Here is a 25,356-nt window from a genome sequence, read left to right as displayed (position 1 = left end):
TCTTTATTTAAACTTTTTGTTTGAAAAATAAACAAAAGATTCAATAGATGTCTATTTTTTAGACAAATAAAAAAGCCTTAGGCAACTGCCTAAGGCTTGGATAAAAGGTATATTTACTAGATTAGAAGTAAACGCGGAAACCTACGCCAACTTTATTATCTCTATCTTTGTCACCAGCTTTATCTTTCAATTGAGTTGTGCCGCCTTCTAAGTATGCTACAACTGATTTAGTAAACCAATAATCTGTACCTAAAATGAAAGTATTACGTTTTACATGATCATCTGCAGCAAGACTTGCTTTACCATTAATATATTCACCATAGATAGAAGCATTTTCTAAGTATTTATATTTTAAACCAACTTCTAATTCACGTACTTTGTTTGCAGCTGTTACACCATAATCTGTATCTGCAATACCATAGTTGTCATCACTACGTTTCTTTTGTGAATAGTCAATACCTAAAGAGAATGGACCAGATACTAACTCAGTACCTACTAAGAATGCATTTTCTTTAACATCTTTTGTTAAAGAACCTTTTTTCAATTGTGAGAAACCAGCTTCTAAAGTTAATTTAGTATCAGCTGCTAATGCTGCAGTATAGAATGCAGATACACCAAAACCAGAATCTAAATTGTAGTCTTTTTTATCTTTCTTACCAAAAATATAATCTAAACCAAAGCTAAAGCCACCAAAATTAGCACTACGGAATTTAACACCTCTAGTAGTTTCAGTTGCAGTTTGTTTAATACCACCTAAATCATAGGTATAGTCAGATACTGTAACATCATCAAGGTTAGTTAATTGGCTACCAAAAGTTAAAGTACCAACACCTTCTTTAGCAAATCCAGCATAAACACGTTTTGCTGAAATGCTATCAAAACTATTTTTATCTTGGAAACGCATTTCTAAATAAGCTAATGCACTATAACCATCACCTAAATCTTGAGTAGCATTAACCCATACACGGGAACCTACATTTTTAAGATCTGTTCTTTCACCTTCCCATTTGGATAAAAGTAAACGGAAAGAACCGCCAACATCTACTTTAGTACCATCTTGGTTATAAACCACTGCTGCGTTGGCAGAAGTTGCTGCTAATGCTGCTACTGCTAATGCGACTAATGTTTTTTTCATAATTACACCTCTGTGTTTAAGTGATGTTATTTAATAGCAAATCATTAAATAACTGGGATTATGCTAAGTAACTGTGTGATTACTCAGCGATTACTCATTTCGGGATGAATAGTACAGAGTTTCCAAAATCTGTCAATTTTTTTGTAGTTTTAGGGAACTATTTAAAAATATATTAAAAATCAATTATTTGAATAAAACTCCAATATTTTTTATATCTTGAATAATAAAATCAAAAATTGTAACATTTGAAATTAAATAATTTATCTATATGAAAAATATGATTTTTTTATAATTAAAATGAATTTTCATTTGTCAGATTAAAAGTTCAAAACTTTTTTTGTTAATTTTTAAATTTGTGAGGAAGATCACGTTATAGAAAATTAATTAGCTTATTTTTTAAGCGTTAGCCTAATTTTTTTATTCTTTTATGAAACTTTTTAGTTTTTGCAAATTTGTGATCTACCTCACTTTTTTTATTTATCCTAATTTTTGTAGAGAAAAATTGACTAAATTTTATTTGCTAAATGTTAATCGATTATTGTGTGGTTATTAAACAAAATAGATCTTGTAAGGAAGCTCTCCTAATGGAGTGGTTTTTGTAAAAATGAAAATTGTAAGTTAATTTTATTAAATAAAGAGAGTGGGGAAGATTTAAACACAAATGTTAAGAAAAATGGGCTAGTTTATAGCCCATTTTTTCTCGTTTATATTAAAGTACCATCGCTGCAATCCAACCAAAGATTAATAGCGGAATGTTGTAGTGGATAAAGGTTGGTACAACAGAGTCCCAAATATGATCGTGTTTTCCATCCATATTTAAACCAGATGTTGGGCCTAATGTGGAATCAGAAGCAGGTGAGCCCGCATCGCCTAACGCTGCAGAAACCCCAATAATGGAAGCTGTTGCTAATGGTGAAAAACCAAAACTAATACAAATTGGTACATAAATAGAGGTAATAATTGGCACTGTTGAGAACGAAGAACCAATACCCATTGTGATAAATAAACCAATTAATAACATCAAAAAGACGGCTAATCCTTTATTATCTGGACCAATGGTATTACTAAAAGACTGCACAAGTTCAGTAACACCACCTGTTTCATTGATAACCTTAGCAAAGCCTGAGGCGGCAATCATCACAAAGCCAATCATTGCCATTAAGCGTAAACCTTGTTGGAAAATATCATTACTTTCTTTAAGTTTAAAGATGCCGCCTGCCGCAAAAATAATTAAGCCAACTAACCCACCAACAATAGTTGAATCTGTGAAAAGTTGTAGGGTAAACGCAGCGATAATTGCAAAAATACTAATCCAAATATGGAAAGGTTTAATTTTAGCAATGCGTTGTTGTAAATCATCAGATGTTGGTTCACTTGAATGAACAACGTATTCTCTTGGTTTACGATAGCTGATGAATACAGCAGTTAATAAACCAATTACCATCCCAATAACAGGAATCACCATAGCAAGTGAAACTTGAGCAGTAGAAGTTTGTAAACCGAATTGAGCACCAGCTTCGTTAATATTTTTTACTAAAACATTTTCAATAAAGATTTTACCGAAACCAACAGGCAATAACATATAAGTAGCAGTTAAACCAAAAGTCAGTACACAAGCGACAGCACGACGATCCACTTTTAATTTATTTAAAATACCTAGCAGTGGCGGTACAACGATAGGAATAAAGGCAATATGGACTGGTAATAAGTTTTGGGAAGAGATTGAGAAAGCTAATAAAATAGCTAGCAATAAATACTTAAACCAAAATAGTGTACGGTGGCTAGGTGTGTGTCCTAAACGCATAATCACTTTGTAAGCTAATAAATCCGTTACACCAGATTTAGAAATGGCGACAGCAAATGCCCCTAAAACAGCATAGTTCATCGCAACGGATGAACCGCCACCAAGTCCATCAGTGAATACTGAGACCGTTTTATTGAGATCTAATCCACCAACTAATCCAGCCGTAAGTGCCGAAATAATTAGCGCAATCACCACGTTGATGCGCATTAAACTTAACGCAAGCAACACGAGAATTGAGATAACAACTTCGTTGCTAAATAACATAATTAAAGTTCCTTAAATGAATGTTGTGATGCGAGAAACGCAATAATCTATAAAAATTAGAGATTTGTCGAGCAATTTTTCTCATCTAATAGTATAGGTGGGAAAAGGTTTGCTTGTTTTAGTTTATTTACCATTAAGCAGAATAATTCAGCGGTTTTTTCTGTGTCATATAACGCAGAATGTGCCTTACTTGGTTCAAATGGAATGCCTGCTGTATCACATGCCGTACGTAATACAGTTTGTCCAAACATAAATCCAGCCAAGGTTGCGGTATCGAAAGTTGCAAAAGGATGAAATGGATTTCTTTTGATTTCAGTACGATTAATCGCTGCCATCAGAAAGTTGTAATCAAACATTGCATTATGAGCAACTAAAATAGAACGTTTACATTCGGCTGCTTTTTGCCCACGTCGAACCATTTGGAAAAATTCGGTGAGAGCAGTATGTTCATCAACTGCTTGACGTTCAGGATCATTGGGATTAATGCCATTTATCTTTAAGGAATTAGGATCGATATTTGCACCTTCAAAGAGGCGGATATTAAAGTGGCATTTTTCATCAGGAATTAGTATGCCTTGCTCATCCATTTTTACAGTCACAGCAGCAAGTTCTAATAAGCCATCAGTTTGATGATTTAAGCCAGATGTTTCTACATCGATAATAACGGGAAAATAACCACGGAAGCGGTGTTTAAGGAGATTATAATTAATAGGTTCAGATGATTGTTCAGTTGTTTGAGTCACATTGAATACCAGAATATAGAAAGTTAAAACAATCACTCCTCACCAGATAGGAGATTGGTGAGGAGTGAATTTAAACATAAAAGTTAAGATTTATTGACCTAAACCTTCTTTTGCACTTTTATTTTCAATGAACTCAATTTTATAACCATCAGGATCTTCAATAAATGCAATCACTGTTGTACCGCCTTTTACAGGGCCTGGTTCACGAGTCACTTTACCACCAGCAGCTTTCACGGCATCACAAGTTGCATAAATATCATCTACACCAATAGCAATATGTCCAAATGCAGATCCTAAATCATATTCAGACACACCCCAGTTATAAGTAAGCTCAATAACAGCGGTTTTGTCTTCATCGTCATAACCAACAAATGCCAATGAATATTTGTATTCAGGATTTTCGCTGCGACGTAAAACACGCATACCTAAGATTTCTGTATAGAATTTAATAGAACGTTCAAGATCACCGACACGTAACATTGTATGTAATAAACGCATATTTCCTCCAACGAAAAATGAAATTTAAAGAAAAAATCGAGTGATTATGCCATAATGCGTGACATAAATCACAATTTTTATCAAGGTTATTAGTATGTCAGATCATCAACAATCAAAAGTAGAAGTGGTTGCACTCTCGCTTGCTCCTATTTTATTCCTTTTTATTGCCGATTATGCTTTTTTATTGGTGAAACCTTTTGGCGAAGTCATTATTTCACACTTAATGATTGCTGTATTGTCTGCCCAATTAATTTGTCAGCTTATCTTTTTGCGTGGCGAAATTTGTAATGGGCAGCGTAGCCGTTTGAGTCGTTGGAATCTTTATTTTCTAATTTTTTGGCTTGGTTGGTTATTATTGACTTGTTTTCAAGTAAAGGTCTATTTACCTGTTCGCTTGGCTTATATTTGTGGTGTGGTATTAACATTAACTACATGGCGGCAACCGAAAGAAGAACAATTAAGACAAGGTGTTTTATGGTTAGGTTCTATTGCAGGTGGTATTGGATTATTATTAGCATTGATTCCTTTATTTTTATTACCTATCACACAAAGTTTAACATTCAATCCATTATTACAGATTGTGTTTGGTATTGGGTTAGCTTATTGGGGCTTGCTCGTTTCTCGTAATCGATTACATGGTTTGATGGCTTTATTACCCTATTTTGTGTTAATTATCTTAGTTGCAAGTGATGTTTTTGCTTTCGTGACAATTTTAATCCTTTATTTAGATCAACAAATGATGGTATGGAAACCATTTCATCTTTCCTGTTATTTTATTATCCATCTATTGTTATTAGCGATTTGGAGTTATCCAATTTTGAAAAAAACAAAACCAAATTATTGGTTATTAATGGTTAACTTTTTGTTATCAGGTATCACACCAATTTTATTGTTTTAAGCTTATTTTGAGAGTGAGCTTTCATCTGCAAATTGAATAAATTTGATGATGGGGCTTATGGATATTTCTTGTGTATGATTAGTGACAAGATTTTTACTTACTACTGTCATTTCTTCCTCAGGTAAAATAGCTGATAAGTAATAGTTTTGTGTAGGTTGTAAAAGATTGAAATGATTAAATTTTAACTGAATAAATCAGTTATCAATAGTGCGATTATTAAAAATGTAAACTGCATACCAAGCGAGTTGTTGAATGGATTTATCTAATTTTGCTTTAAAATCATTGCAGACGCTTTCAAAAATCAATTTGAGTTCGTCTAAAATGGCTTTCGTAAAAACATCACGGCGATATTTTGTTACAAAGACTAAGTGAACATGCATATTAAAAACGCAATGCCTACCATGTCTAATTTCTGTTTCTTTTTGCATAGACCAAGTGTAAAATGTTGAAAACTTACATTCTAAACCTTGTCAATGCAACTACGCAAAGCCTTTAAGTTCGAGATAATGCCAAATGGTAGCCAAATCCGCAGAATTAAACAGTTCTGTGGTTGTGCTCGTTTTGTGTTCAATCGGGCGTTGGCTTGGCAAAATGAACAATACGAGCAAGATAACCGCTTTAAGTTCAGTTACACTAAAATCGCCAACTTGCTTCCACAATGGAAAAAAGAATTCGTTTGGCTAAAAGAATGCCATTCTCAAGTGCTTCAACAGTCTTTAAAAGACCTAGAAAGTGCGTTTAAAAATTTCTTTCAACAGCGAGCAGACTTCCCAAAATTTAAGAAAAAAGGGTTAAAAGAGCGTTTTCGCTTTCCGCAAGGTTGCAAATTAGAGCAACAAAATCACCGCTTGTATCTGCCAAAGATTGGCTGGGTTTGCTATCGCAACAGCCGAGATATCGTTGGTGAAATCAAAAATGTGACCGTCAGCCAAAAGTGCGGTCGCTATTTTGTCAGTATTCAAACTGAATTTGAGTACGAAATCTCGACACATAAAGGCGGTGAAATCGGTATTGATATGGGCGTTGCACGTTTTGCCACGCTTTCAAACGGTGAATTTTTTGAGCCATTAAACGCCTTTAAAACCTACAAAGGCAAATTGGCAAAACGCCAACGCCAACTCAAAAATAAGGTTAAATTTAGTCAAAACTGGCAGAAATTAAAGGCGAAAATTGCCAAACTGCACCATAAAATTGCCAATTGTCGCAAAGACTTCTTGCATCAGACTTCAAGCAAAATCAGCAAAAACCACGCCATGATCTATATTGAAGATTTGCAGGTGTCAAATATGTCAAAATCAGCTAAAGGCACGTTGGAAGCACCAGGCAAAAATGTTGCTGCAAAATCAGGGTTGAACCAAGCGATATTAGATCAATCTTGGTTTGAGTTTCGCCGTCAGTTGGACTACAAAACGCAATGGCAAGGCGGATTTTTAGTGGCAGTGCCAGCGCAAAATACCAGTCGAACTTGCCCTTGTTGTGGTCATGTAGCAAAAGAAAATCGCCAAACACAGGCTAATTTTGAGTGTGTAGAATGTGGCTACACAGAAAATGCTGATGTGGTTGGAGCGTTAAACGTATTGGGGCGTGGGCGAGCTATCGTCCACGCGTAATAAAATGTCAGGGCAGGACATGTCCGTAGAGCTTGTGAAGTGAACTTCATTAGAAGTCAGCAACAAGAACCCACCGAGAGTAGTCCATTGCTTGCAATTGGCACTAGTAGGAATCTCCGTTCTTTAGGGTGGGGAGGATGTCAAGATATTGAGGTGAATGATGCTTATGATTTAAGCAAGCAGGGCGGTATTATAGTAATAAAAGTTATATGATATGGCATCATTATATAAATTATTGAAAAGATTAATTTAATATTAATAAGTGTAAGTAAAGTGAGAACATAATGGAAACAACTCAAAAACATATTCATATTTTAGGTATCTGTGGTACTTTTATGGGGGGATTAGCTATTCTTGCACGAGAATTAGGTTATAAAGTCACTGGTTCTGATGTTAATGTTTATCCACCAATGAGTGTATTTCTACAAAAAAGTGGAATTGATATTATTTCTAATTATGATGTTGAACAGTTACAACCTGTGCCAGATCTTGTCATTATTGGCAATGCAATGAAACGAGGAAACCCTTGTGTAGAATATGTATTAGATAACAATTTACCTTATATGTCTGGACCACAATGGTTACACGATCATCTATTACGTGATCGTTGGGTGTTAGCTGTATCAGGAACACATGGTAAGACAACAACGACTGGGATGTTAACGTGGATTCTCGATCAAGCTGGATTGGAACCTGGTTTTCTTATCGGTGGTATTTCAGGCAATTTTGGTATTTCTGCTCGACTTGGTCGTTCTCCGTTTTTTGTTATTGAAGCTGATGAGTATGACACAGCATTTTTTGATAAACGTTCAAAATTTATCCATTACACTCCAAAAACGTTAATTATCAATAATATTGGATTTGATCATGCGGATATTTTCGATGATCTCACCGCTATTCAACGCCAATTCCATCATATGATTAGAACTATCCCATCAAAAGGAAGGATTCTTTCTTTTGCAGATGAAACCAGTGTAAAAGAAACATTGGCAATGGGATGTTGGAGTGAACAACAGTTTATTGGTAAAGATAAAGAGTGGTATGCACAACGTTTACGTAATGACTGTACCGAATTTGAGGTGTTTCATCACCAGAAGAAAGTCGGTGAAGTGAAGTGGAATATCGTTGGACAACATAATATGTTCAATGCATTAATGGCAATTGCAGCAGCTCATCATGCGGGTGTAAGTATTGAAACTTCGTGTCAGGCTTTGGCAACATTTGTTAATGCTAGCCGTCGATTGGAAGTGAAAGGTGAGGTGAATGGTATTACGCTCTATGATGACTTTGCACATCATCCAGTAGAGATTGCAGTGACTTTAGCGGCATTGCGTGACAAAGTTGGTGGTGGCGTTCGTATTTTAGCAGTGCTTGAACCACGTTCCAATACTATGAAAATGGGGGTGCATACTAAAGAATTAGCACCTGCATTAGTCCGATCAGATTATGTTTTTTTATTACAACCAGACAATTTACCATGGGAGGTTGTAGAAATTGCAAAGCAATGTATCCAGCCAGCAACTTGGTCAGCCGATATTGATTTATTAGTAGATAAAATTGTCGAAGAAGCTAAACCAACAGATCATATTTTAGTGATGAGTAATGGCAGCTTTGGTGGTATTCATCAGAAGATTTTAACCAAACTAAAAGCAAAATCTGCAGATCCTTTAAGATAACAGTTCAATTTTTCATAATGAATGCATCTTGCATAGTAGATCTTTTTACAGAAGATTGGGCGTATGTATTGGGGTAATATTGAGTGATTAACGCTGAAATAGAAAATTAATAAATATACTGGTTTTATTATGAATTTTTCAAAATATATTGTGGTGATGTTGTTTGGTTCGTGTGTAGCAAATATCTCGATGGCAGCACCAAGCGTCCCTAAACAAGTATTTGATAATGGGTTAGTTTATTGTACGCACTCTTTGCCTGTGTCTTTAAATCCACAAACTGCCGATATTGGTAGTAATACTAATATCGTAGCGGATCAAATTTATAATAAATTGTTTGAATTAAGTGGCAATGATAACCACCTTGTGCCCTCATTAGCGACCTCTTACTATATTTCAACGGATGGCAAAACCATTACAATCAATTTACGTAGAGGGGTTAAGTTTCATAAAACGGGGTGGTTTACGCCAACGCGTGAATTTAATGCTGAAGATGTTGTTTTTTCGCTTAATCGTATTATCGGTAAAAATGATGGGATTTTTCCTCTTGAAGATGAGATTGAAAATAGTAGTACTAAAATTTCACAAAATACACTTTTTAATGAAAAGGCAAAAAATAGACATTTCCCTTATTTTGAAAGCATTCGTTTACGGAATAAGATTGAATCTGTTACTGCGATTAATCCCTATCAAGTTCAAATTCATTTAGTTTCACCAGATGCATCCGTATTATCGCATCTTTCTGGCTCAAATGCGGTAATTTTGTCATATGAATATGCCTTACAGTTAAATGCAGATGACAATTTGGCACAGTTAGATACATTGCCAGTCGGTACAGGTCCTTATCAACTAAAAAGTTATTTTCGTGATCGGAATGTTCGTTTAGTTCGTAATGATGAATACTGGGGAGAGAAAGCTAAGATTAAAAATGTTGTGATTGATGTTTCCACTACAAAAACAGGTAGGTTGGCTAAATTTTTAAATGGGGAATGTGATATTGTGGCATTCCCAGATGCTAGTCAATTGAAATTGTTAAATGAACGTTTGCCAAGTGTGCGAATTAGCGTTTCTGATAGTATGAATTTGGCATTTGTTGCGTTGAATATGAAACGTCAAGTTATGCAGAATGTAGATACTAGACGTGCGTTAGCATTAGCCATTAATCGCCATCGTATTATTCAACATATTTATTATGGAACAGCGAAAGTAGCACAAACGATTATTCCGCAAATATCGTGGGCTTCTCGTTTTAATGCGACATCATTTGATTATGACTATGATCCTGAAAAAGCTCGTTCGTTATTGGCAAATAAAAATTTGGTTTTGTCATTTTGGGTGATTGACGAGGAACAAGTTTACGACCCTAATCCTATTAAGATGGCAGAAATGATCAAATATGATTTAGAAAAAGTGGGCGTAAAAGTGAATATTAAAGTGGTATCTTATAATTTCTTGAAAAAGCGTGTACAAGAGGGTACAGATAACTACGATATGATTTTGACTGGTTGGGTAACGAATAACCTTGATCCTGATAGTTTTTTACGTCCAATTTTAAGTTGTCCATCACAAAGCACTATTTCTAATTTGAGCAGTTGGTGTCATCCACCATTAGATGCTTTATTAATTAAAGCCTTACAAACAGATGTGCAGTTACTACGTTCGCTTGATTATGATATGGCACAACAACTGATTATTCGCCAAGTTCCGATTATTCCAATTGCAACGGTAAATAATGTATTGGTAGCCAATAATCGTGTGGCAGGAATTACGATGACACCATTTGGCAATATCCATTTTCGTGGATTGTCACTAAATGAGGTACAAAAATGATTATTGCCTTGATACGTCGCTTATTATTAATTTTTATTTCATTAGTGGTTTTAAGCGTGATGTCCTATTGGATTATGTTAAAAGATCCATTAAACCAAGTTTTATTTGAAAGTTCTTTCATTAAAGGATATTTCATCTATATTAATCAATTATTAATTGGTGATTTTGGGATTACTTATGTGGGTGGAGAATTATTGCGTGATCAAATTTTGGCTGTACTGCCGTCTACGTTGGAATTATGTATTGTAGCACTCTTTTTAGCATTACTTTTCGGGATTCCATTAGGATTTATTGGCGCGTTAAACCGTGGTACGGTAGGTAGTGTAATTCGTAGCATTTCATCAGTAGGTTTGTCGATACCAGTGTATTGGATCGGTTTAATTTTATTGTATTTAGCTGCAATTTATCATTGGGAAATCTCTTCCGTTGGTCAATACAATGTACTTTATGAAATTAAGCCGATTACAGGATTTGCGATAATTGATGTCTGGTTTGTGGGAGAGACTTATCGTATTAAAATTATACAAAGTGTATTACAGCATCTTGCCTTACCTACATTAGTTTTAATGATCACGCCAATGATGGAAGTCATTCGCTTAACACAATATCGTGCTGAACAAGTTGTTTCTGCCAATTACACGAAAAGTGCTTTAATTCGTGGTTGGTCTAAAATGCGGGTATTACGCATTTATTTATTACGCAATACTTTAGGTCCAATTTTGCCACAACTTATCCGAACTTTTACCTTAACTCTAGCAGCTTGTATGTTGATTGAAAATATCTTTAATTGGTCAGGGATTGGACAATGGTTGATCGCAGCTTTATCTGAACAAGATTATAATGCAGTGGCTATTGGAGTGATGGTAATTGGTTTGATTGTATTATTGATTAATTTAGTCGCCGATCTCAGTGAGTTTTTATTAGATCCATATAAGAAAAAGGCTTGGTATGATTGAGCAACGAGCAGAAGACTTTCGTATTACCAATACTATCAGAGATATTTGGTCTATCTTTAGACAGAATAAAATTGCTTTGTTTAGTTTATTCTGTTTTTCGGTATTGGTAGCAACGGGAATTTTAGTCCCGTTTTTATCGCCTTATTCACCTGAACAACAGTTTATTGGTAAAGAGTTAATGCCCCCATTTTGGGATAAAGCTGGGGATTTAAATTTTTTCTTGGGGACAGATGATATCGGTAGAGATCTGTTCAGTCGTATTTTATGGGGAGTGCATTATACGTTCGGTTCTGCATTCATCATTGTTTTGGCAATTTTATTGATTGGTGGTGGATTAGGATTATTCGTTGGTATTAATCAAGGTGTGAAATCAAGAACATTAAAATATCTTGGTGATGTTTTCCTTTCTATTCCTATTTTATTAGTTGCGATTATTATTGCAGCATTGATGGATAGCGGTCTGCAAAATGCGATGTTAGCAATTTTTCTCGCTTTATTGCCACACTTTATTCATCAAATTGATAGTGCTGTACAACAAGAATTACAGAAAGATTATGTGGTGTTGCTTCGTCTTGAGGGAATTTCTAAATATCTTTTGTTGAAAGAAACCATTGTACCAAACATTTTTCCTGTATTTGTACGTGAAATTTCTCGTATTTTTATTTTAGCGATTATGGATATTAGTGCATTGAGTTTTATTTCATTAGGAGCAGCCTCTACAGTACCCGAATGGGGGGCAATGATTCGTGATGCACTTGACTTGCTTTATATTGCACCTTGGGCAGTGGTATTGCCAGGAACTGCTATTATGGTATCGGTGTTAGTCATTATCGTTTTAAGCAATAGCTTATTGCAAGCATTTAACAAATATCATTCATAATCAGGAGATCTTATGGCTTTATTAGATATTCGTAATTTATGTATTGATATTAAAACGGTAACAGGCAAGGTGCGTATTGTTGATAATGTTAACTTAACCTTGAATGAAGAAGATATGTATGGGTTGGTTGGCGAGTCAGGATCAGGGAAAAGTTTAATTGCAAAAGTGATTTGTAATGCTGTTAAAGAAGATTGGATTATCAGTGCAGATCGCTTTCGTTTTAATGATGTTGAACTCTTAAAATTATCAACATCTAAGCGGCGAAAACTGGTGGGACGGCAAATTTCAATGATTTATCAAGATCCGTTAACTTATCTTGATCCGAGTAAGACAATTGGTTCGCAATTAAGACAAAGTGTTCCAAGTTGGACATTTAAAGGTAAGTGGTGGCGTTGGTTTGGTTGGAAAAAACGGCGAGTTATTGAGTTATTACACCGAGTTGGGATTCGAGATCACCTTGATATTATGCGGAGTTATCCAGATGAAATTACTGAAGGTGAAGGGCAAAAAGTGATGATTGCAATGGCTATTGCCAATCAACCACGTTTATTAATCGCAGATGAGGCAATTAATACATTAGGTGCTAATACACAAAGGCAAATTTATCGCTTGTTGTCGGCAATGAATCAAAATCACGGTACAACAATTTTATTTTTAAGTAGTGATTTGGTTTCTGTTAGTGAATGGTGTAATACTTTAAACATCCTTTATTGTGGGCAATCCGTAGAATCTGGCCCTAAAGAGATGATTATGGAATCTCCTTATCATCCTTATACCAAAGCGTTAATGAATTCAAACCCTGACTATAACGTGCCATTAGGTCCGAAAACGCAGCTGAATGCCTTACCTGGTATGGTGCCCTTATTGACGAATTTACCGATTGGTTGCCGTTTAGGCCCACGCTGTCCATTTTCACAACGTAAGTGTGTTACTAAGCCACCAACTCGACGAGTGAAACAGCATGAATATGCTTGTTACTATCCATTAAATATGCGAGTTCATTCAATGACCGCTGAAAAGATAGAACCTATTACCATTCAAGCTAATGAAACAGAGAAAGAAGAGTAAAAAACCAATGAGTGAAGTTGTTTTGCGTGTTGAGAATTTAACAAAAACTTTTCCAGCGAGTGGAAATGGTTTATTTAATCGTGCGTTTGATGCAGTAAAAGATATCTCTTTTCAGATTGAACAACGTAAAACGCTAGCGATTATTGGTGAAAATAGTTCAGGTAAATCGACATTAGCGAAAATGATTGTTGGAATTACAGAACCTAGTCGAGGAGAAATCTTTTTTAAAGATCGTGCGTTAAAATTTGGTGATTATTCCTTTCGCTCTAAACATATTCGGATGTTATTTCAAGATCCAAATGCAACGTTTAATACGCATTTAAATGTAGGGCAAACATTAGATTTACCCTTACGTTTAGCCACCCCTTTATCAGAAGAAGAACGTAATCAGAAAATTTTTCAAACGCTACGTTTAGTTGGATTGTCGCCTATTCATGCCAATATTCGTTTTAGTGATTTAACGATTAGTCAAAAACAACGTATTGCATTAGCTCGAACATTAATTCTTGAGCCAGAAGTTATCATTGTAGATGATGCCTTGAATTCATTAGATTCTTTAGTGCGTGCTCAATTAATTAATCTATTACTAAAATTACAAGAACAACTTGGAATTGCTTATATTTATATCGGACAGAACATAGGCATTATTAAACATATTTCTGATCAATTATTAGTATTACATGAAGGTCAAATTTTAGAGTATGGCGATACTTTAGATGTGATTGCTGATCCGCAAACTGAGCAAACTAAGCGTTTATTGCAACAATAAATATTGAGTTTTCCTTTAAGATTGGTTAGAAGTCTGGTTTCGCCCTTTAAGGCGAAACCATATTTTAAGATGATTAACGAGTGGAAAGTTGGAAAATCATAGTTTCTGCTTGGCAACAGAAGGTAAAGCTCGCATCTAGTTGATAACCATCATTCACCGCAGTAATTTCACTGGTAATTTCACAAGGGTCGCTTTCTGCAGCGCGTGCTTTTTCAGTTAAATAAGCTAGGGCTTCTTTCGCTAATTCTTCGCTAGCATAAACTTGACTAAAGTTAACACTGCAATCTTCATTATCAATTACTGTTCCAACATCAACACAGCAGCATACTTTTGCTTCTTCAGCCTTGCATTTCATTTGGCTCATAAATAACTCCATTTCAAAAAAAGATATAAAAAAACAAATTTATTTTAACACGAGAGAAAGAGAAAACCTCGTAGAGTGAAAAGCATTTGATCTATATCAAAAGTAAATTTACGTAACTGGTCTAATCACTGTATAAAACACCATAAATGATATTGAGTTCAGTTATAAATTTGCCTAATATGCGAGCCTTCAAATTGTAAATATTTTTAATAACTACAAGGAATAACAAATGCGTTTACTTTCCAAAACTCTACTTGCTACTTTAGTTGCAGCTGCTTCATCAGGTGCGTTTGCTTCTGCATTCCAATTACATGAGACTTCAACTTCAGGTTTAGGTCGTGCTTATGCAGGGGATGCAGCGATTGCAGAAGATGCTTCTGTGATTTCATCAAACCCAGCGTTAATGACACAATTTAAACGTCCAGAAATTTCTGTTGGTGGAATTTATGTCCGTCCAAATATTGATTTAACAGGAAATTTTCTAGGTGCAGATGCAGCACATGATGATATTGCAACTAAAGAAACAATTCCTTATCTCTATACAGTTTATCCAATCAATGATCGTTTTGCTGTAGGTGGTGGAGTAAACGTAAATTATGGGCTAGCAACTGAATTTAATGATGATTACAGTGCAGGTCCATTCGCAGGTAAAACCGATTTAACAACCTTAAATTTCAATTTAAGTGGTGCTTATCGTGTAACTGATAAATTAAGTGTGGGGGCTGGCTTAAATGCAGTTTATGCAGATGCAACAGTTGAACGTCGTTTAGGCATGGCTGGTGCTGGTGCAGCTTATCAGCTTAGTGGAGCGGTGGCTTTAAATCCTGCTATGGCTGGAGTATATGGAGCTTTAGCTAGTCAAGCAGCATCATTAGATAAATCTACTTTATTCCATAAATTAGAGGGTGATGTTTGGGGCTTTGGTTGGAATGTTGGTGCGACTTATGAATTCAACGAAAATAACCGTATCGGTATCTCATATCATTCACATGTTAGCTTAGATTTTGATGGCAATTATACAACTGAAATTCCTCAAACTTTATGGCGTGTCCTAAACGTTAAAGATGGTAATGGTTCAGGTTCATTAAAATTACCTCTACCAGCGTATTGGGAAGTGGCAGGTTATCACCGCTTATTACCAAAATTTGCTGTCACTTATAGTGTAAAACGCACTGAGTGGAGCCGTTTTAAAGAATTATATGCACATCGTAATGGATCAGAGTTATTCCAAAAAGATGAAAACTTTAGTGATACCACTCGTATTGCGCTTGGTTTTATCTATGATGTAGATGATAAATTAACTTTACGTGCTGGGGTTGCACATGATGAAAGTGCAGTATCTAAAGGTTATAACTCAATCTCAATCCCAGATACAGATCGTACTTGGTACACTTTAGGGGCGACTTATCGTTTTACACCAAATCTTTCTATGGATGCAGGTTTTGCCTTTATTAAAGGGAAAAGATTGGCATTTGAGGAAAAACAAGGTGCGATTAGTAGTAAATTCGACTCTAAATCAACTGCGACCTTATATGGTTTAGGATTAAATTATCGTTTCTAATTTTAGAAAATAGTTAAACAATAAGGCTGAACGAAAAAATTCAGCCTTTGTTTTTTGTTAAGTAAGAAATCATTATTTCTTCAATATTTGCAAATATTCCGCAATGGCTTGCATATCTTCACTGCTTAAACGTGATTTTACAGGATTTCCAGCACCAACAATTTCCCCATTTTTACGTTTAGTTAAAGCGGTAATAATTTCTTCTTTGCTCAAGGTATTAATAATAGCAGATTGGTTTAAGGCAGATTTTTCGCCTTGTTCACCATGGCATAAGGTACAGTTTTGTTGAAAAAGCTGTTCTCCTTTTTCAGTATTGGCATTTGCTTGTGCTGTGATTGTAAAAAAGGCTGTAGAAAGCAGAAAATAAATGTGTTTCATCATTGCTCCTAACATTAAATTATTAATGGGTAAATGTGCAGAAGTTATAAAGAAATTTTGTAATAAGATCAATATCAACAATGGGTTAGATCCATTGTCGATAAACTAATGATTGTTTAAGTTGTGCATAAATAACAGGCGCACTAACTAATCCAGGGATACCAAAAGCGGCTTCCATTAAAACCATCGCAATTAATAATTCCCATGTTTTAGCATTAATGCGATGTCCAATAATCTCGGCATTGAGGAAGTATTCTAATTTGTGAATGACAACCAGAAATGTTAGTGAAGTAATCGCAATGCCAATACTATTTCCTAAACTCATTATGACAATAAACGTATTTGAAATAAGGTTACCGACGACCGGAATGAGTCCAGCAAAGAAAGTAATAAGAACCATTGTTTTTGCTAAAGGTAGTGGTTCTCCAATAGCAGGTAGGATGACTAACAGATAGAGTGCTGCTAAAAAAGTATTAATTAAAGAAATACGTACTTGAGCAAAAAAGACATTGGTGAAACCTCGTAATAGATGTTGGAAATGCTGTTGGAGTAATGCTGGTAGTGCTTTCTGTTTTGTGGTTAGTGGTAGGGTTTGCAAAGCTGCAATGACACCTAATACTGTACCGACAATAAAATGACCTAAACCTCGTAAAGTATATAAGCCTGCAGTTTGTAGTTCTTGAGCATTCGATTTTAACCATTGAGATAGATGTGCTTGTAAAGTACTTACACCGTCAGGAATATGAGTTGCAATAGAATCAGGGAGTTTTGCGTGCAATTCATCCAAAATATCAGCAACGCTGCTCATTAATTTACTTGCACTAAAGGCATCGGCACGATTCTCAATCCAGCTGGCAAATAACAAAATTAATAATAGAAATAAGGTGATCACAATAAAAACAGCTAAACCAATGGCATGTTTAGAATATTTCTGTAAGTAACGTGAGAAAGCTTCAGTGGCTGCATATGCCGTTAATGCAGTGAATAATATCAAGACAAGGTGTAATTCAAATACAGGTAGCCATAAAATTAATACACTACTGATAGCAAGCAGAAAATTTCTGAAAGTTAGTGGTAATTGTTCCATGATAATGAATACTGCAAAACAAAATGCGCTCGATTAGACTGATAGCACAAAGAAAAGTTTATTGTAGTAGCAATAAAAAATATTGGAAATGATTTATGGGGAATTTCCAATGAAGCAGCGTAGAACTTACTTGTCGGTACTAATCACACCAGTATAATAGACGGCAGTGATTCGTTTTAATAAAAAATTATGACTCAACAACAAAAATTTCAAACTAAAAAGAAAACTATCCATTCAGCAAAAAGTAATAAATCTAATGTATTAAATGTTTGGCAACGTGAACTCTTATCTCAATTAGATCACGTTATGCTAGTTGATAAGTATGCGCTAAAAGCACGGATTAGTCGTGCGCCATATCAAGCGAAAGAGACATTACAGCAAACACTAATTGAAGCGGTAGCGTTGGCTAAACAGAAATATCAACAGCGTCAACAACGACCGATTACTATTACTTATCCCGAAGAGTTACCTGTTAGCCAACGGCGAGAAGAAATTTTAACGGCGATTGCCAATCATCAAGTGGTGGTGATAGCAGGGGAAACTGGGTCAGGTAAAACGACACAGTTACCGAAAATGTGTTTGGAGTTGGGGCTAGGTAAAAAAGGTTTTATTGGGCATACGCAACCTCGCCGTATTGCAGCCCGTTCTGTTGCGACACGAATTGCCGAAGAGTTGCAAACAGAATTAGGTGATTTGGTTGGTTACAAGGTGCGGTTTAACGATCAAGTCAGTGAGGCTACCCAAGTAAAATTAATGACAGATGGGATTTTGTTAGCCGAGATCCAATCAGATCGTTACTTAAATCAATATGATGTATTAATTATTGATGAGGCACATGAGCGTAGTTTAAATAATGACTTTATTTTAGGGTATCTAAAACAGTTATTACCACGCCGTCCAGATCTGAAAGTGATTATTACCTCAGCAACGATTGATGTAGAACGTTTTGCTAACCATTTTGATCATGCACCGATTATTGAAGTATCAGGACGTACTTATCCAGTAGAAGTACGCTATCGACCAGTCGCTGAAAGTGAAGATCAAGATCAGTTGCAAGCAATTTTTGATGCAGTAGATGAATTACAAGCAGAAGGACGAGGCGATATTCTTATTTTTATGAATGGTGAGCGAGAAATTCGGGATACTGCGGAAGCCCTAGAAAAACGAGAATTACGTCATACCGAAATTTTACCACTATATGCACGCTTATCCGCTCAAGAACAAAATCGTATTTTTCACCCAAGTGGGTTAAACCGCATTATTTTAGCAACCAATGTTGCCGAAACCTCGCTAACTGTACCCGGGATTAAATATGTGATTGATCCTGGGACAGCAAGAATTTCACGCTATAGTTATCGGACTAAAGTACAACGTTTGCCGATTGAACCTATTTCGCAAGCCTCCGCTAATCAACGGAAAGGACGCTGTGGGCGGGTAAGTGAAGGGATCTGTATTCGGTTGTATTCAGAAGACGATTTTAATAATCGTCCTGAATTTACTGATCCAGAAATTCTGCGTACCAATTTGGCTTCGGTGATTTTACAGATGACTGCATTGGGTTTGGACGATATTGAGGCCTTTCCTTTTGTAGATTCCCCTGATCGCCGCCAAATCCAAGACGGGTTACGCCTGTTAGAAGAGTTACAAGCATTAAAATGGATTGATACTCGGACAGGAAAAAAACGAGTATTAACCGAAAGTGGTCGGCAGTTAGCTAATTTACCGATTGACCCTCGTTTAGGAAAAATGGTGTTGAGTGCGGCACAAATGGGGAGCTTGCGTGAAGTGATGGTGATTGTGGCTGCATTATCAATTCAAGATCCGCGTGAGCGGCCGCAAGAAAAACAGCAGGCCTCTGATGAGAAACATCGCCGTTTTGCAGATAAAAATTCTGACTTTTTAGCCTTTGTGAATTTATGGCAGTATGTACAAACGCAACAGAAAGCACTTTCTCGTAACCAATTTCGCCGTTTATGCCAAAAAGATTATCTCAACTATTTGCGTATTCGTGAGTGGCAAGATATTTATCATCAGTTACGTTTAACCGTACGCGAAATGGGGTTGGCAATTAATACCGAACCAGCGGAATATGTGGCCGTTCATACCGCATTATTAACAGGGTTACTTTCTCATATTGGAACGAAAGAGGTTGAAAAACAGCAATATTTAGGGGCTAGGAATGCGCATTTTTCTATCTTTCCTGCTTCTGCATTGTTTAAAAAACAACCGAAATGGTGTATGGCAGCAGAACTGGTAGAAACCAGTAAATTATGGGGAAGAATGGTTGCAAGTATTGAGGCGGAATGGATTGAGCCGTTAGCACAACATTTAGTTAAACGAAGCTACCATGAGCCTCGCTGGTCGAAAAAACAAGGGGCAGTATTAGCGAGTGAAAAAGTAACTTTATATGGCGTGCCGATTGTACAAGCTCGAACAGTGCATTATGGTTCGATTGATCCTTTGACTTGTCGAGAAATTTTTATTCGTTCGGCATTGGTGGAAGGAGATTGGTACACAAAACATAAATTCTTCTTTGAAAATCAGAAATTAATTAAAGAAGTTGAGGAGTTGGAGCATAAAACTCGTCGCCGTGATATTTTGGTCAGTGAACAGACATTATTTGAATTTTATGATCAACGTATCCCGACAGAAGTGATTTCTCAACGTCACTTTGATAAATGGTGGAAACAGGCACAAAACAGAGATCCTGAGTTACTTAATTTTGAGAAAGCCTTCTTAGTGAATGAAGAAACGAATATTAGTGCGTTAGATTTCCCGAACTTCTGGCATCAAGGGAATTTAAAATTGAAATTAACCTATCAATTTGAACCTGGCAGTGATGCAGATGGGGTGACGGTACATATTCCGTTACCATTATTGAATCAAGTCGATTTACATGGTTTTGATTGGCAAATTCCTGGATTGCGCAAAGAATTAGTGATTGCCTTGATTAAATCTTTACCAAAAGCACAACGACGAAATTTTGTGCCTGCACCAAATTATGCCGAGGCTTTTTTAGGGAGAGCAAAACCTTTTGAAAAATCATTAGTTGAAACGTTGAGTGAACAATTCCGTAAAATGACTGGTGTTTGGGTTGAGCCAGATGAGTGGAATTGGGAGCAAGTTCCAACACATTTAAAGATGACATTTAGAGTTGTTGATGGAAAAGGACGTAAAATTGCAGAAAGCAGTGATCTTGATAGTTTAAAAATAGTATTAAAAGAGCGGATTCAACAGAGTATTGCGGAAGTGGCAGATGATGGGATTGAACAAACAGGAATTCATATTTGGAATTTTGATAAATTACCGCAATTTTATGAGCAAAGAAAACAAGGTTTTTGTATTAGAGCTTATCCAGCGATAGTGGATGAAAAAGAGTCTGTGGGTATCAAACTGTTTGAAACTGAATTTGAGCAACAACGTGCAATGCAGCAAGGATTACGCCGTTTATTATTATTAAATGTGCCTTCACCGATTAAGTATTTGCACGAAAAATTACCAAATAAAGCGAAGTTAGGTTTATATTTCACGCCATTTGGTACGGTTTTACAATTAATTGATGATTGTATTGCGTGTGCAGTCGATAAATTAATTGTTGATTTTGGTGGATTTGTTTGGGAAGAAGAAAAGTTTGATCAATTACGAGATTTTGTGCGAGAAAATTTAAATGAAATCACTGTAGAGATTGCCCAAAAGGTAGAACAAATTTTAACGTTAGCATTTGAAATTAACAAGCGTATGAAAGGACGCTTAGATTTTAACCTAGCCTTTGCACTTTCAGATATTAAAGTTCAAATTAGTGAATTGATTTATCCTGGCTTTGTGGAAAAGACAGGTTATCAGCGTCTAACAGATTTATATCGTTACTTACAAGCCATTGATAAACGATTAGATAAAGTCGCACAAGATGTTAATCGTGACAGGGCTGCAATGTTACGAATTGAGAAAGTTCAACAAGAATATCAGCAATTATTAAATAAATTACCAAAATCTAAACCAATCCCAGATGATATTCTGGAAATTCGGTATATGATTGAGGAGCTACGAGTCAGTTTATTCGCTCAACAATTAGGGACAGCCTATCCGATTTCGGATAAACGTATTTTGAATGTTATTCAGAATGCCGCTTCATTTACAGGTCAATAATGGGAATATTGGGCTAGATTAACTAAGCAAGGTGAGTAATAAATTAATTACTTACTTATAACCTAACTAAAAAAATAGGAGGCAAAATGCATTGTCCGTTTTGTGCTGCACCAGATACTAAGGTGATTGATAGTCGATTGGTAGCCGATGGCTATCAGGTTAGACGCCGCCGTGAATGTTTACAATGTAAGGAACGTTTTACTACGTTCGAATCTGCAGAATTAATTATTCCGCGTATTATTAAGAATAATGGCAATCGTGAGCCATTTAATGAAGAAAAATTGCGAGCAGGTATTTATCATGCGTTAGAAAAACGTCCTGTTAGTGATGTACAAATTGAAGAAGCAATAATGCGGATTGAACATGCATTACAAGCAACGGGTGAACGAGAAGTACCAAGTAAATTGGTGGGAAATTTAGTGATGAGTGAACTAAAGAAAATGGATAAGGTTGCTTATATCCGCTTTGCCTCTGTTTATCTTAGTTTTGATGATATTAAACAGTTTAGTGATGAGATCGATAAATTAAGCACAGAATAAACCATATAAAAACTGATGGTGCTAAAGAAATTTGTACGTTATTATAGATTATAGTCTATAATTAGAGGGGTGTTAGGTGAAGTAAGAGTGGGATGTTTTATTAGAAACGCCAGTATTAGACTGGATAAAAATATTATCACAAGATGATTTACTAAAAATTTATGCCGCTTTGGGATTACTATCTTTGGAAAGACCTCAATTAGGAAGACCTTATGTTGATACATTGCAAGGATCTAAGTATGTCAATTTAAAGGAGTTAAGAGTACAGTCTAAACAATCAGTTTTTCGTTTATTTTTGATCCTATACGACAAGCAATTGTTTTATGTGGTGGCGATAAAAAAGAAAAAATGAAAAACGTTTTTATAAAGAGATGATTGAACTAGCAGAACGAACCTATGATCTATACCTTTCTCAATTTGAAAAGGAATACAAAAAATGAGTGTGAGTTTTAAAGATTTAATGTCTGACTTACCTAAAGAGCAACAAGTTAAAGTCAAACAAATGGCCGAAGAAATGCGTATGGAATTACAGTTACATCGTATTCGTGAGGAGTTAGAAATATCACAACAACAAATGGCAGAAGCGCTAAATATTAAACAACCATCTGTGGCAGCTTTAGAAAAAAGAGGGAATGATATTCGTCTTTCGTCAGTAAAACGTTATGTAGAAGCTATGGGTGGAGTATTAAATTTATCAATAGAGCTTCCTACAGGAAAAACGGTCACTTTCCATTTATAAAATATTCAAATTTAGGAGGAGTTTTATTCTCCCATTTATCTTTCTATAACATAGATTCTATTTTTAAAAATAAAACAGAGAATTTAAAAGAGAAGGACAACGATTAATATGACAATAGACTCAACCGACTTTTCACAGGAAGATCGACAATTTATGGCGTTGGCAATTAAACTGGCTAAACGAGGACGTTTTACCTGTACACCTAATCCTGCGGTAGGGTGTGTGTTGGCCAAAGATGGGAAAATTGTTGGACAAGGTTATCATACAAAAGCGGGTGAGGGGCATGCTGAAGTGATGGCAATGCGTGAGGCGGGAGAAAATGCAAAAGGAGCAACTGCCTATGTAACTTTAGAGCCTTGTTCACACTATGGGCGAACACCAGCTTGTGCGAAAGGATTGATTGAAGCTGGGGTAGTGCGTGTAGTGGCGGCGATGCAAGATCCTAATCCACAGGTTGCTGGACGTGGTTTAAAAATGTTGGCAGATGCAGGAATTGCTACTTCAATAGGCTTACTAGAACACGAGGCAGAGCAGTTAAATCGTGGTTTTTTAAAGCGAATGCGAACTGGTTTGCCTTATGTACAACTCAAAATGGCGATGAGCATTGATGGCAGAACGGCGATGGCAAATGGAGAAAGCCAATGGATTACTGGGGAATTGGCTAGACAAGATGTACAGCAATATCGTGCTATGGCATCTGCAATTTTATCAACCAGTAAAACGGTGATGATCGATAATGCAGCATTAACTGTGCGTTGGTCGCAATTAGATCCACAAATTCAAGCGATCTATCCAGAAGAAAAATTACGTCAACCGTTACGCATTATCTTAGATTCACAACATAAGGTTTTACCAATAGGTCGCTTATTTGCAACCGAATCCCCCATTTGGTTAGTAAGTTCTCAAGCAAGAGATATGCAAGGTTATCCTGCGTTTTGTGAACAGCAAGTTCTACCAGAAAGCTCTTATTTTTTAACGGATTTATTTACTTTTTTAGGCAAACAACAGCTTAATTCTGTTTGGGTAGAAGCGGGAGCGACACTAGCAGGAAAATTGATTGAAGCCCAATTAGTGGATGAACTCATTATTTATATGGCACCAAAATTATTGGGAGACCAAGCTCGAGGATTATGTCATTTGCCGAATTTATATCATCTCGCTGATGCTCCATTATGGCAGTTGGTTGAAATGACACAAATTGGTGAAGATATTAAATTAGTTTATCGCCGACCAAGTTTATAAATAGCACGCCATAATGATTGCATGTTCACGTCCCCCTTCTGACAACGGATAATAGTTTTTACGCACACTAACTTCATTAAAGCCTAATCTTTGATAAAGAGATAGGGCTTTCTGATTAGATTCCCGAACTTCTAACCACAGCGTAGTGACCCATTTTTCTCTTAATTGATCCATTAATGATTGTAATAAGGTTTTACCCAACCCTTGTCCTTGATATTGTGGATGAATTGCAATATTAAACAAAGTCGCTTCATCTAGCACAATTTGACAAATACAAAAGCCAACAATCTGATCTTGTTGTATCACTTTTAGGTTTAGGTAATTTTCGCCCTGATTGTTTTTAAGTGTTCCTAGGCTCCAAGGTACGCTATGAGCAGCGGTTTCAATGACAAAGAGTTGAGCAAAATCTGTTTCATTAATAGGTTGAATATTAATATTAAAGTGTGCCATGTTGTTTTATTAGATATTGTTGAATTTTTTGCCAAATATGGCGTTTTTGTTCAAGGGTTAATTGTAAGTTTTGTGGCAATAAAATAGCTTGATGTGGTAATTGAGCAAAAGGTGAATGCATAAAAGCGGTTTGACAATCTTCAGTATAGAAAATAAATAATGGATGTTGGCTTTCTAAGCGAACTAACTTATCAGTAGTAAGTTGGATAAATTTGTTTGTTGAACCAGTGATAGCTCGGATTAAATCTTGTAATAATATATGTTGAGTTAGTTGAGGATCGTTGGTTAAAACAACAGTATAAGTATGCTGAGGTATTTGGATATTACCTACACCTTGTAACGCTTTTGGATGTTTTAGTTCCCAAAGAGGAATACTCATTTCTTGTAGTAACAATTCACGTCTATTCATCTGTTTTGCTCCTTTTTGCCGCTGCTAATCATAGCATTTCTTATTAGAAAAACGGAGCATTAGTTGGATAAGAAGCATATTCACTGGTTAGCTTCAGAGGCATTATTAGGACAAGCTGGAACAAGAGTAGTAAAAGAATAATATACTTGAATTTTAAAATAATATTGTATGAGCAGTTTATAGACCATTTTCTTACTGCTCATTTTTCCATTTCAAATTTAATCAAATATTTATATTACTGGTGTAATAGACAAATTTGTTGCTAAAAGTAGGCTTAAAGCCTTATAGTACAAGGCTTTAAGCCTACTTTTTG

At 35.8% G+C, this 25,356-nt stretch carries 24 protein-coding genes; 14 read left to right on the top strand and 10 right to left on the bottom strand.

Annotation, left to right across the window (positions count from 1 at the left end; genetic code table 11):
- Nucleotides 1-121: 121 nt before the first annotated feature.
- From ACFFHT_RS06495 to gloA, 4 genes are all read right to left on the bottom strand, one after another.
- Nucleotides 122-1,135: a porin gene (locus ACFFHT_RS06495; RefSeq protein WP_382374597.1), complete on the bottom strand. Its 1,014-nt coding sequence runs from the start codon at nt 1,133-1,135 to the stop codon at nt 122-124.
- Nucleotides 1,136-1,844: 709 nt separating this feature from the next.
- Nucleotides 1,845-3,203, bottom strand: a complete 1,359-nt coding sequence (locus ACFFHT_RS06490; RefSeq protein WP_382374595.1) for a Na+/H+ antiporter family protein — start codon at nt 3,201-3,203, stop codon at nt 1,845-1,847.
- A gap of 56 nt (nt 3,204-3,259) precedes the next feature.
- Complete coding sequence (rnt, locus tag ACFFHT_RS06485; protein WP_382374593.1) at nt 3,260-3,946, bottom strand: ribonuclease T; 687 nt, start codon at nt 3,944-3,946, stop codon at nt 3,260-3,262.
- 90 nt (nt 3,947-4,036) lie between these two features.
- Nucleotides 4,037-4,444 carry a lactoylglutathione lyase gene (gloA, locus tag ACFFHT_RS06480; RefSeq protein WP_382374591.1) on the bottom strand — a complete coding sequence of 136 codons (408 nt, stop codon included), beginning with the start codon at nt 4,442-4,444 and terminating at the stop codon, nt 4,037-4,039.
- A gap of 94 nt (nt 4,445-4,538) precedes the next feature.
- Between gloA and ACFFHT_RS06475 the strand changes: the two genes are divergently transcribed.
- Nucleotides 4,539-5,342 carry an HI_1241 family integral membrane domain gene (locus ACFFHT_RS06475; protein WP_382374589.1) on the top strand — a complete coding sequence of 268 codons (804 nt, stop codon included), beginning with the start codon at nt 4,539-4,541 and terminating at the stop codon, nt 5,340-5,342.
- Nucleotides 5,343-5,536: 194 nt separating this feature from the next.
- On the opposite strand, the gene ACFFHT_RS06470 is transcribed toward ACFFHT_RS06475, so the two are convergent.
- A complete protein-coding gene (locus ACFFHT_RS06470) occupies nt 5,537-5,722 on the bottom strand; it encodes a transposase (RefSeq protein WP_382374670.1) in 186 nt (61 codons plus the stop codon).
- A gap of 93 nt (nt 5,723-5,815) precedes the next feature.
- Between ACFFHT_RS06470 and ACFFHT_RS06465 the strand changes: the two genes are divergently transcribed.
- From ACFFHT_RS06465 to ACFFHT_RS06435, 7 genes are all read left to right on the top strand, one after another.
- Complete coding sequence (locus tag ACFFHT_RS06465; protein WP_382374587.1) at nt 5,816-6,952, top strand: RNA-guided endonuclease InsQ/TnpB family protein; 1,137 nt, start codon at nt 5,816-5,818, stop codon at nt 6,950-6,952.
- A 284-nt stretch (nt 6,953-7,236) separates the two neighbouring features.
- Complete coding sequence (gene mpl, locus ACFFHT_RS06460) at nt 7,237-8,628, top strand: UDP-N-acetylmuramate:L-alanyl-gamma-D-glutamyl-meso-diaminopimelate ligase (RefSeq protein ID WP_382374585.1); 1,392 nt, start codon at nt 7,237-7,239, stop codon at nt 8,626-8,628.
- Between the two features lie 129 nt (nt 8,629-8,757).
- On the top strand, nt 8,758-10,455 hold the full coding sequence (locus tag ACFFHT_RS06455) for an ABC transporter substrate-binding protein (RefSeq protein WP_382374583.1): 1,698 nt from the start codon (nt 8,758-8,760) through the stop codon (nt 10,453-10,455).
- Nucleotides 10,452-11,411 (top strand): ABC transporter permease, encoded by a 960-nt coding sequence (locus ACFFHT_RS06450; RefSeq protein ID WP_382374581.1) that lies wholly within the window; start codon nt 10,452-10,454, stop codon nt 11,409-11,411. Before ACFFHT_RS06455 ends, ACFFHT_RS06450 begins: the two co-directional genes overlap by 4 nt.
- Nucleotides 11,404-12,291 (top strand): ABC transporter permease subunit, encoded by an 888-nt coding sequence (locus ACFFHT_RS06445; RefSeq protein ID WP_382374579.1) that lies wholly within the window; start codon nt 11,404-11,406, stop codon nt 12,289-12,291. Before ACFFHT_RS06450 ends, ACFFHT_RS06445 begins: the two co-directional genes overlap by 8 nt.
- Before the next feature lie 12 nt (nt 12,292-12,303).
- Nucleotides 12,304-13,359 (top strand): peptide ABC transporter ATP-binding protein, encoded by a 1,056-nt coding sequence (locus ACFFHT_RS06440; RefSeq protein WP_382374577.1) that lies wholly within the window; start codon nt 12,304-12,306, stop codon nt 13,357-13,359.
- A gap of 7 nt (nt 13,360-13,366) precedes the next feature.
- Nucleotides 13,367-14,128: an ATP-binding cassette domain-containing protein gene (locus ACFFHT_RS06435; RefSeq protein ID WP_382374575.1), complete on the top strand. Its 762-nt coding sequence runs from the start codon at nt 13,367-13,369 to the stop codon at nt 14,126-14,128.
- A gap of 73 nt (nt 14,129-14,201) precedes the next feature.
- Here the strand turns inward: ACFFHT_RS06435 and ACFFHT_RS06430 are convergent, their stop codons facing one another.
- Entirely contained in the window at nt 14,202-14,492 is a 291-nt protein-coding gene (locus ACFFHT_RS06430; RefSeq protein WP_382374573.1) for a YfcZ/YiiS family protein, read from the bottom strand.
- Between the two features lie 229 nt (nt 14,493-14,721).
- Here ACFFHT_RS06430 and ACFFHT_RS06425 point away from each other — a divergent pair, with 229 nt between their 5' ends.
- Nucleotides 14,722-16,053 carry a porin gene (locus ACFFHT_RS06425; RefSeq protein WP_382374571.1) on the top strand — a complete coding sequence of 444 codons (1,332 nt, stop codon included), beginning with the start codon at nt 14,722-14,724 and terminating at the stop codon, nt 16,051-16,053.
- Between the two features lie 72 nt (nt 16,054-16,125).
- Here the strand turns inward: ACFFHT_RS06425 and ACFFHT_RS06420 are convergent, their stop codons facing one another.
- Nucleotides 16,126-16,431, bottom strand: coding sequence for a c-type cytochrome (locus ACFFHT_RS06420; protein WP_382374668.1), 306 nt, complete (start codon nt 16,429-16,431; stop codon nt 16,126-16,128).
- Between the two features lie 85 nt (nt 16,432-16,516).
- Nucleotides 16,517-17,518 carry an AI-2E family transporter gene (locus tag ACFFHT_RS06415; protein ID WP_382374569.1) on the bottom strand — a complete coding sequence of 334 codons (1,002 nt, stop codon included), beginning with the start codon at nt 17,516-17,518 and terminating at the stop codon, nt 16,517-16,519.
- Between the two features lie 189 nt (nt 17,519-17,707).
- Between ACFFHT_RS06415 and hrpA the strand changes: the two genes are divergently transcribed.
- The 5 genes from hrpA (at nt 17,708) to ribD (ending at nt 24,184) form a co-directional block, all read left to right on the top strand.
- Nucleotides 17,708-21,664 (top strand): ATP-dependent RNA helicase HrpA, encoded by a 3,957-nt coding sequence (gene hrpA, locus ACFFHT_RS06410; RefSeq protein ID WP_382374567.1) that lies wholly within the window; start codon nt 17,708-17,710, stop codon nt 21,662-21,664.
- Nucleotides 21,665-21,750: 86 nt separating this feature from the next.
- Complete coding sequence (gene nrdR / locus ACFFHT_RS06405; RefSeq protein ID WP_382374565.1) at nt 21,751-22,203, top strand: transcriptional regulator NrdR; 453 nt, start codon at nt 21,751-21,753, stop codon at nt 22,201-22,203.
- Nucleotides 22,204-22,372: 169 nt separating this feature from the next.
- Nucleotides 22,373-22,555: a type II toxin-antitoxin system RelE/ParE family toxin gene (locus ACFFHT_RS06400; RefSeq protein WP_382374563.1), complete on the top strand. Its 183-nt coding sequence runs from the start codon at nt 22,373-22,375 to the stop codon at nt 22,553-22,555.
- Between the two features lie 84 nt (nt 22,556-22,639).
- Nucleotides 22,640-22,942: a helix-turn-helix domain-containing protein gene (locus ACFFHT_RS06395; RefSeq protein ID WP_382374561.1), complete on the top strand. Its 303-nt coding sequence runs from the start codon at nt 22,640-22,642 to the stop codon at nt 22,940-22,942.
- A 108-nt stretch (nt 22,943-23,050) separates the two neighbouring features.
- Nucleotides 23,051-24,184: a bifunctional diaminohydroxyphosphoribosylaminopyrimidine deaminase/5-amino-6-(5-phosphoribosylamino)uracil reductase RibD gene (ribD, locus tag ACFFHT_RS06390; protein ID WP_382374559.1), complete on the top strand. Its 1,134-nt coding sequence runs from the start codon at nt 23,051-23,053 to the stop codon at nt 24,182-24,184.
- On the opposite strand, the gene rimI is transcribed toward ribD, so the two are convergent.
- Nucleotides 24,179-24,634, bottom strand: a complete 456-nt coding sequence (gene rimI / locus ACFFHT_RS06385) for a ribosomal protein S18-alanine N-acetyltransferase (RefSeq protein WP_382374557.1) — start codon at nt 24,632-24,634, stop codon at nt 24,179-24,181. The two genes, ribD and rimI, sit on opposite strands and share 6 nt — an antisense overlap.
- Nucleotides 24,621-25,043, bottom strand: coding sequence for a DNA polymerase III subunit psi (locus ACFFHT_RS06380; RefSeq protein ID WP_382374555.1), 423 nt, complete (start codon nt 25,041-25,043; stop codon nt 24,621-24,623). Before ACFFHT_RS06380 ends, rimI begins: the two co-directional genes overlap by 14 nt.
- Nucleotides 25,044-25,356 lie beyond the last annotated feature (313 nt).

The organism is Gallibacterium melopsittaci, from assembly GCF_042433085.1.
Lineage (GTDB): Bacteria > Pseudomonadota > Gammaproteobacteria > Enterobacterales > Pasteurellaceae > Gallibacterium > Gallibacterium melopsittaci.
Note: the sequence above shows the minus strand (reverse complement) of the source record. Positions and strands in the feature narration are given on the sequence as shown.